Source organism: Roseovarius halophilus (ex Wu et al. 2025), from assembly GCF_047086965.1.
The window spans coordinates 1-240 of sequence record NZ_JBKOTX010000681.1 but is presented as its reverse complement, the minus strand read 5'-3'; the positions used below and the strand labels follow the sequence as shown (position 1 = coordinate 240).

Here is a 240-nt window from a genome sequence, read left to right as displayed (position 1 = left end):
TGTCGCGCCCGTCAGACTGATACACTCCGTGGGCACACGGAGACCATCGGCGCGCGCCTGCAAAGAGACCTGGCCGAGATGCGCCCCCTGCCGGCGGCCCCCTTTGAGGCCTGCGCACAGAGCAGTGGCCGGGTGAGCTCCCAATCTTTGGTCCGCTATGACACCAACGATTACTCGGTTCCCGTGGCCTATGGCCATCAGGATGTCTGGGTGCGGGCCTATGTCGATCAGGTGGTCATC

At 64.2% G+C, this 240-nt stretch carries 1 protein-coding gene; it reads left to right on the top strand.

Going from position 1 to position 240, the window contains the following annotated elements; genetic code table 11:
* Window positions 1–240: Mu transposase domain-containing protein (locus tag ACH107_RS34015; protein ID WP_412509950.1), on the top strand; the 240-nt coding region annotated here is incomplete at both ends.